The organism is Methanophagales archaeon (genome assembly GCA_021159465.1).
Taxonomy (GTDB): domain Archaea; phylum Halobacteriota; class Syntropharchaeia; order Alkanophagales; family Methanospirareceae; genus G60ANME1.
On the sequence record JAGGRR010000010.1, the window covers coordinates 1 to 7,868 of the forward strand.

The following is a 7,868-nucleotide window of genomic DNA, read 5'->3' on the forward strand; positions in this document are numbered from 1 at the left end:
AGCGAGCTTAGGAGGTCTACCTCCTTTATTTGGGCTTGGGAGAAAACCTTTGTATCCAATTTCATTCCACGTCCTTATTCCTTACAACTCGCCTCAACAGCTTTTTCAAAATACAGACAATAGACAATCTTCGCCTGCAACAACGAGAAAAGAGAGTTTCTGCTTCACCGCTGGATCCTTTTCACTCACAAGCTGTGACCTGACCTCTCCAAAGTTCCTGATTGATATTCGTTCTCCCCTCATAGGGCAGAATGAAATGGAATAATAGATAAAGTTTTGCAAGAGACTATAATTTAGAATATATACGAATTCTCTTTTATATAACCAGAAGCAAGAGCACCGGGACCGATAAGCGTGTTATTACCAATGATCGTACCGGCATCAATACAGGCATTTATTCCTGTCTTTACACCATCACTTAATATCGCACCGAACTTCCTCCTGCCAGTATCCATGCCCGCTGCTTTTACTGATGCCTCGTCAAATCTGAGGTTCGCAATCTTCGTGCCCGCACCAAGGTTACAATGTGATGCAATAACCGAATCACCGACATAGGAGAGATGGGGTATCTTCGTATTGTCCATGATAATGGAATTCTTTATCTCAACGGCGTTGCCTATATGGCAGTTCTTGCCAATTGCGGTCTTAGCACGGATGTAGCAGTTAGGACCGATCTCACAGTTAGGACCGATAATAACAGGACCTTCGATATAAGTGCCACATTTTATACTCGTTCCTTCACCTACTACCACTTTGCCTCTCAGCTCCACGTTATCTTCCAATTCACCTCTGATAACGGGTCTTATACCCTCACCCTCCATCATAGTTTCGTTTGCACGTAACAAATCCCATGGATAGCTGACATCTAACCAGTGTTCTATCCTGGTCCAAAAAACTGGCTCACCTGAGTCAATAAGCAACTGTAAGGAGTCGGTAAGTTCAAATTCGCCCCTCTTTGAACGCTCTGTCGCCTTCAGTGCACCGAACACTGACTCATTAAGGAGATATACACCGGCATTTATGGTATTTGTGGGTGGTCTGGGCATCTTCTCATGTATCTTCACTATCCGGTCGCCTTCTATCTCAACCACTCCATACTCACCGGGATTCTCCCTGTCAATTACACCAAGTGTAATTGTGACGCCTTTACCTGCTTCCACTACTCGCTTTATATCGATGGCATTTACTATCGCATCGCCATTAAGCACGAGGAACGCGTCGTTAATTAGATTCTCCACCTTCAATAGTGCGTCGGCAGTGCCAAGCTGCTTCTTCTGCGTTACATACTGGATGTCTATGCCCCAATCAGCACCGTTAGAGAAGTAACCACGTATGGTTTCGTCATGATACCCAACAACAATGATAAATCTGGTGATTCCAACTGCTTTCACCTCCTCTATTAGATGCTCTATTATTGGCTTACCCGCTATTGGTAGCATCACCTTCGGGCGGACGTAAGTAAGAGGGCGCATCCGCTTGCCCTCGCCTGCTGCAAGAATCACTGCTTTCATAATTGGTTTATTAAAAGGATAGGATAATTATTAAAAAGAACTATACTTGACCTTGACTTGGCTCGATCACGTTTGATACTTTATAAGAGCCACATATCATCAATTGTTGCATCCATTTATCCTGCGGACAAAAAAGATTTCCGCTTAAACCCTTACAGTTTTCGGGGTTGAGCAATCAAAGACGTATTTTGTGCCTGCTTCGTCTGGATCATCGGGCTTCAGATTCCCGCAAGACCGTTTCCTTTGGCGTATGCAACCCGAAGAGCTATAGCTAAGGCGCTCCAACCTAAAATCATTCAAGACCGAAAAAAATTCGAACCCTGCATCGTTCCGATGCAGGGTCAAATAAAATTTCTATATTACTAGCTGGCACCAGCCTTAGGGAGCTACGACCTCAATGTAGGACACTTTTCCATCTAAGCCATTATGTTTATGGTACTCCACGTAGACGTCGTCCTCATCTCTGTTCTTTTCAAACGATCCAATTACTACCTTCGCTATGTACTTTTTGACTTTTATCTCTGTCCAGTCATCCTTTTTTCTATCCTCTTCTTTTGACTTTGGACTGTCATAGATGTAGATCCTTGTACCTGGTTTGACGTGATAAAGTACAACGGATCTTGCCTCATCATTTTCGCAGTCACCTTTTTTACAGTTCCAAGAGCGTGAGGTCTCAGTGCTAAACGAAAATATCCTGTCTTGGGTTGCATCGTTGCCCTCGTAAAATACCATTTTACCTTTTTCTTTGATTATTTTTAATGATGTTGCTATATTGTTGAAATCTTTTCCCACGTATCGAGTATCGCCGACAAACTTTTTAGACTTCTTCCCTTTGTAGTCTTTATGCTCGTATAATCTCACTGAATACCCCGGAGGCACCTTCAGCGAACTTGCAATATTGTTGAAATCGCGTCCTACGTATGGAGTATTGCCAGTAAACACTTTAGACTTCCCTTTGTAATCCTCATGCTCGAATAATAGTATTCCAGTCACTGTGCTACCGGTATCGCTAAATTTCCACCTCTGTGCAGCGTTATCTGACCGACTGCTATAACTACACAGTCTGACATTGGCTCCGTCCTCACTGCTTCCACCTTTGACATCCATATAAAGGTCGCTATATTTTTTGCATTGTATGTGATAATACCCTGGTTCAACAAGCACTATTTCCCATTTTTGAGTATCACTGTTCTCCCAATCCCGCTCTATAATATTTTTATCACCGGTGGCTGTTAAACACTTTCCACTGTACTTGCAAACAATCTTGAAGTATCTGTCACCAGCGGGCACCAATCGCCACTTTTGCCAATCATATCCCCTGTAAACCCATTGATAGACATTGTTATCCCGTCTTCTATTCAGACACTTAGCGCTATGTTTGGCAAAGATTCCATAATATCCTGTACTTGATAACTCCTCAGGATAGCTATCAACGAGTTGGAATACCCATTTTTGGGCGTCATTCTCTCTCCACTCCTCTACCCTGATATTTCCATCTTTGGCGTCTAAATACTTGCCATTCGCTTTATTTACCACTTTGAAGTAGTTCTCTTCCCCTGAAGGCTCTATCTTCCATTTTTGACTGTCCTTTCCACTCCACTTTGTTTGTACAACGTTTCCTCTCCCGTCTGCCTCCAAACACAACAAAACTCTCTTAGCGTCTCTCTTAACGGTACGATATATTCGGTAGTAGCCAAGTTCAATAGGTTCTACTTGCCACTGCTCACGCGTTTCATGACCCTTCACGTATTTCCATTGCCTGACATTGACCCTGGGGTAGTCACTTTCAGCTTCTACGCACTTCTCGCTTTTTTTATTACCGATCACATACCAACCTTCTTCAATTGGATGTACCGGCGGAGGGCTGGGCGGCTTCCCAATCGCGGATTTCGCTGTCTTGCCATCCCTATCAGTGGCAAGGATGTAAGCATTGTCGTCCTCCACCATTTTGGTATCATTGCGAACAAGCCGGTATATCGTATCATTGTCATCATCAGTCATAGTCAGATCTTTGTAGGCATTCCCGATCTTCACATGTGCAATCACCTCTTTTAAACCGCAATCATCGGTAACCGAGGCAAGGACGTCCTTCATATCCTCACTGTATCCTGCCCAGTGTATCTCTGGTTTATCACTCACAGGTCTTAAAATAATCGTCCACCCTGGCTCCAATGTTAAGTTCAAAATATCTCTCTTTTCCTCGGCTACCTTCTTCGCCGCTTCAAATGCCGCCTCAGGAGAGAACCCAAAGTGCCACTTATCTATATTGTGCCCGCCAACGTACACGTCCTTTTCTGTTTCCTTTATGCCTATCGTCAATTGAATCGCATCTCTTAGCGTTATGCCTGGGTCGTATTTGTCGCTGCCTGCGAATACTTTGTATTCCCTGTAATCGCCACCGCCTCCCGGATCGAAGATGATTTTCGCACTAACAGCGTTTATCTCGTTCATATATGTGCTGTAATCAGTGCCAGTCAATACCCACTCCTTTTTCTCACCGTCCCATTTCTTTACCTTTGCTTTTGTCTGGAATTCCTCGATGCTGAGCGGCGTGCCGCAGTCAATAGACTTCAACACATCCAGCGACACGCTGATGTCGCCATATACCATTCCTAATAGCGTTTTATCTACTACAAAGTTGCGGCTCGTTTCTCCAATGCCAAGCGAATTTATCGTGGTTGGCGAAGTAACCGTTGCTATAACCTTCTGTCCCAGCTTTATATTGATGTCCGGTGTTATTTCCTCGGCAGCTGCCGTTCCGCTGTTCTTGACATTCACTGTAAATTTGAGCGCTGCTGCATCGTCTGTTTTAGTCGTCTTTGCCGTGCTCCAATCCTTCTGTGTAAAACCTGATTCCGTATTCGAGTTCGTTGTGGTGGTTGTATGCTCCCACACATGATTGTAAGACACGGTAATCTCTCCGTATGCCTCACCACCTCCTGTACCCCACTTATACCCTGCCTTCACGCTTCCACCAAGTTCATTTGTATTCGTTGTGCTATCTGATGACTCTGTTGTTATACTCCACGCCTCTTGCACTGATTTACCCGTCGAGGTTGTTATCTCCGCTTTCGGCGTGACCGTAATACCTTCGCATTGCGTGCTTAGAATGGGATACGCAGCAACGAGCGGATGGTCTGCAGGACCTATATTAGGCATGTTTATCCCGAAGAACTCCTGACCGTCTCCGTACGGGTCTTCATCGGTGCTAAACGTATTAGGGTCGGTTTTGATGTCATATTTCTCTGCCGCAAGAGGCAAATTATCACCATCTCTATCCCTCTCTGGTGTTAGACTCTCATCTCGGAAAGGATAGGTTTGTCTTTCGTTCACCGAATCGCCATCATTTACAAAATCATTATTTGTATCCTTATCTGTCGGATCGCAAAGCCACCAGTACTCTCTTAGGTCATCAAGCCCATCGCCATCCGTGTCATTATTGTTAGGGTCAGTTACATAGCCGTAGGTTCCCTCGGTCTCTTCAACGTCTGTCAGCCCGTCACCATCTGAGTCTATTGTCTGCTCTTTCTTAATGCCGTACATCCCATATGCACCTGGTTGAACCACACGCTGTCGCTGGTCACATGGCGGAATATCTTGGAGTTTAACCAACTGCGTGTAGTCATCTACACCATCGCCATCGGTATCCGGGTTCGTGGGGTCCGTACCGATTACTGCTTCCTGTTTATCCGTAAGCCCATCGCCGTCTGTGTCTTTATCTAGACTTTCTGGAGATATAACGCTTTCTAACCTGATTTTATCCACTGTCAGTTTGGCTCCGACGTCGCCGAGTATAATAAAGTAGTAAACTCTGAATTCAACATCTTTGTATTCTTCTGTCGTATTGAAGATGAGTGAGAAGTTCTGGAATTCCCCTGCTCGTGCAAACTGCTTCCCGGTTACGAGCTGGTCTTTTATCACTGCTTCGCCGTATTCATGCGCTACTTCTAACTTACAAACCTTCTCATCCCCTACCTTCTTGTCCACCTTCATCCTGAAGGTGATTTTATACGTGCCTGGGAGCAAATCAATGTAGGGACCGTGAATCATGTGCCCGTTCGGGTCATCTGGCGTGGCATACCAGTCTGTTCCTTCCGCGTGCCCGATGCAATGAAACAGTGCGGGGTCAGTGGCTTCAAAGGTTATTGGTAATTCTTTGCGACCGATAGATATGGGTAGTTTTACTTCTGGTGTTGGCGTAGGTAATAGGGAAGGAATTGGTGTGACTTCCGGCGTGGGTGTTTCTCCTTTCGTCTCGTTAAGATACGCTTCAAGCGCAGCTTTGCACTCCTCTTCCGTTTCGAAGGTATGCAAACCTCTATACATATAAAGTCCGCAGAATTCCTTCTGCTGGCATTCCAAATTCGATTCATCGAAATACCACAGAGTTCTGCACTCTTCTGTCACATTCTTAGTTGGCGTTGACGACGCACTTTCGTTGCCCGAATTCAAAGCGGAAACAGAAATAATTGGCGAAAATGCTGACAGCACAAGCAGCATAGCTATAGCAATACTCATCCCTTTTCCTTTCTTCACTTCTTTGTTCATTTTTTCTTTTCCCTCCCAACTTCTTATATCACCAACTTCGACTCCAGCACCCATTTTGCATTCTCTACCTTCCACAGGTCGTATGCTGGTGGCACATCACCGTTTTCATCAAATTTCTTCGCACCGCAAACGCCGTGATGCCTTATCTCTCTCAGTGCATCGCTTATATCCTCTGCATCGTAGCCCCCCTTCTCTATCGCTTCTGCTACTACGTGCATCGTATCATAGCCATAAGCCACGTCCGTATCTATAGACCCGGCGCCGTACTTTGCCCTGTAAAGTTTTACGAAATTCTCCGTAACCGACTCGGAAACCATCGAGATTGGATACGTTGCTTTCACTCCTTCTGCATCCTTCCCCGCCTGTTCAATGAACGCATCGGATTTTATGCCATCGGAGCCGACCCATGCTACGTCTAACCCTTCTTCTCTTCCTTGCTTTACTATCGCCGCACCTTCTTTTGCATACGTAATTAGCACAACTACATCGGGATTCTTATCTTTTATTGCGCTTAATACGCCCGTGAACTCAGTGTCCCCTTCTTTATGCGCTTCTACTGCCACGATTTCTCCTCTTTCCTGATAACTCTTCACAAATGCATCCTTCAGTCCAACTCCATAGTCATTATCCACAAACATGACCGCTACTCTGGCTCCTTCGGGCTTTAAATCGAAAATAACATCGGAAAGAGCTTTGCCCTGGTATATGTCTGATGGACAAGTTCTGAACACGTAGTTCTTGTAATCCGATAGTTTCGGCGAGGTTGAAGTCGGCGAAATTAACACAACTTTCTTCTTCTCTGCAATCGGGCAGACCGCCAAAGTGTTTTCGCTGACTACCGCACCTATGACCACCGGGACTTTATCCTCTGCGATCAATGCATTCATCACAGAAACGGTTTTATCACTTTTACCCTCGTTATCCCTGTAGAGCACAGTTATATTCGCACCGCCAATACCGCCGTTAGCGTTGATTTCTTCTGCTGCGAGTTCAATGCCTCTTTGGACATACTTGCCATACGCTGATAAGTCGCCGCTCAAAGGAAGAACCGCTCCGACCTTTATCTCTTCTGGTTTCTTCTCTACTGTAACGAAAGCAATAGCTGCAATCGCTATCGCTGCTGCTACTACTAATACTGCAGAAACAATCGCTATTTTTTTATTCATTTTTCACCCCCATTCATTTGTCGATAAAGAGTATTAAAATTATTTTCCATCACTGCAAGCTAACTTGATTAAATTGAAAGTATATTTAATGATATGGGAAGACCATCCAAAAAGAGGGAAGGAAAAGAAGAAACATAGCTATTGAGGTATTTATATAGCTACCCTTCACTCTAAAACTTTCCATGCGATATTCTTGCAATAACGGTTAGGGTGGCAATCCACCAGCGAGATTTGGAGTGGAAACACAGGTATCTAAAATATAGTAATTATATTATTTTTATGGTGGAAAGTCTGAATGTAGAAATGTCAGTAACGGCAAGCGATTTCAGTTCAATCGTCACAAGTATAAATGCCGTGACTGCGGTCATGAGTTCACCGCAAAGGACGCGGAATGCCCTCAAAAGGGTAGATTCGGCGTGAACCTGCTTGTATATCTGATAATGTTGAAATTTAGCCTCCGCGGTGTTCTTCTTCGCAGAATCAAGGATTTTGCTTTCCATCTCAATGCCTTTGAGATCACACATAGGGGCATTCAGGATGCTATCCTCCGTGTAGGAGCAGCCTGTAAGACTGTTAACCCCCTCCACTAACCATTCACAAAAGATCATCATATCACTCTCCAATCGATCAAAAGTGAAGCTAT

At 44.6% G+C, this 7,868-nt stretch carries 3 protein-coding genes and 1 pseudogene; 1 reads left to right on the plus strand and 3 read right to left on the minus strand.

Going from position 1 to position 7,868, the window contains the following annotated elements; translation table 11 throughout:
• Positions 1-293 precede the first annotated feature (293 nt).
• From J7J01_00230 to J7J01_00240, 3 genes are all read right to left on the minus strand, one after another.
• Positions 294-1,511 carry an NTP transferase domain-containing protein gene (locus tag J7J01_00230; GenBank protein ID MCD6209321.1) on the minus strand — a complete coding sequence of 406 codons (1,218 nt, stop codon included), beginning with the start codon at positions 1,509-1,511 and terminating at the stop codon, positions 294-296.
• A 378-nt stretch (positions 1,512-1,889) separates the two neighbouring features.
• On the minus strand, positions 1,890-6,059 hold the full coding sequence (locus tag J7J01_00235) for an RICIN domain-containing protein (protein MCD6209322.1): 4,170 nt from the start codon (positions 6,057-6,059) through the stop codon (positions 1,890-1,892).
• 23 nt (positions 6,060-6,082) lie between these two features.
• A complete protein-coding gene (locus tag J7J01_00240; GenBank protein MCD6209323.1) occupies positions 6,083-7,225 on the minus strand; it encodes an ABC transporter substrate-binding protein in 1,143 nt (380 codons plus the stop codon).
• A 326-nt stretch (positions 7,226-7,551) separates the two neighbouring features.
• Here J7J01_00240 and J7J01_00245 point away from each other — a divergent pair.
• Positions 7,552-7,797: pseudogene (locus J7J01_00245) on the plus strand (IS66 family transposase).
• The last annotated feature ends 71 nt before the right edge of the window (positions 7,798-7,868 follow it).

Bases quoted from the DNA above. Each gene is read 5' to 3' on its own strand.
- J7J01_00240 (MCD6209323.1), bottom strand. From the start codon at position 7,225: ATGAATAAAAAAATAGCGATTGTTTCTGCAGTATTAGTAGTAGCAGCA.
- J7J01_00235 (MCD6209322.1), bottom strand. From the start codon at position 6,059: ATGAACAAAGAAGTGAAGAAAGGAAAAGGGATGAGTATTGCTATAGCT.
- J7J01_00230 (MCD6209321.1), bottom strand. From the start codon at position 1,511: ATGAAAGCAGTGATTCTTGCAGCAGGCGAGGGCAAGCGGATGCGCCCT.